Origin of the sequence: Campylobacter concisus UNSWCS, from assembly GCF_000466685.1 — a bacterium.
Classification (GTDB): Bacteria; Campylobacterota; Campylobacteria; order Campylobacterales; family Campylobacteraceae; genus Campylobacter_A; species Campylobacter_A concisus_A.
Genome location: NZ_ANNG01000079.1, coordinates 1 through 798, shown reverse-complemented (window position 1 = coordinate 798; position 798 = coordinate 1). Strand labels below are relative to the sequence as shown.

The 798-nt window shown below is 35.0% G+C and carries 1 protein-coding gene; it reads left to right on the top strand.

Annotated elements, in window-relative coordinates; genetic code table 11:
• Positions 1-798 (top strand): hypothetical protein (locus UNSWCS_RS12070; RefSeq protein WP_035144013.1); only part of this gene is annotated, 798 nt, incomplete at both ends.

Below are 798 nucleotides of genomic sequence, written 5' to 3'. Positions count from 1 at the left end.
GTAAATACCTCAAGCCAAATTTATGCTAAAGATATAAATGTAGAGGCTAAAAAGCTGGTAAATAACTCAAGCTCGCAGGCTAGGGTGGATACAGTGCATAAACAAGGCACTATGCACCTAAAAAAAGAGGGTGCCAATAGATATAAGCTTGGCGTAAATTTAAAAGAACTAAAAGAAAAAATAAGCACCAAACTAGCTAAGAAGCTAGGCAAAGACATAAGCGAGCTAGATGAAAACGAGGTAAATGAGCTAGTGTTAAAAGAGGCTATAAATAAAGATAGCGCTCTATATGCTCTAAATTTACACAAAGACTCATATCTATACGGCACCAGTCAAAAGATATTTCACAACCTAAGACTAGACTATGATACAAACGAAGTTCTAGTTGATACTAGTAGAGCAAAGAATAATGAACAAAAAAGAACCATCACATATAGCATAGTAAAAGATGTTCTAAATGAAGATGATAAAGCCAACTTCATCCCAGGCAGCATAATAGCTAACAATGATATAAATTTAAATGTAAATGATGTCTTAAACGATAAGAGTGTTATATATGCTGGAGGAGATCTAAAGCTAAATAGCGATAATGTAGAAAACATAGCTCTAATGCTAAATAACAATGTAAATAGCTATGGCGTTTATAAATGGAAAGAGAAAAAGAAATGGTATAGAGGCGGAGGATGGAAAACTAAAGGTGGAAAAAGCACGAATTTTAACTTCTCATACACTGATGTTGGCTTGCCAGCAGTCTTTGCAGCGGGCAATAACATAGTAGGAAGCACTCAGGACTTTTCT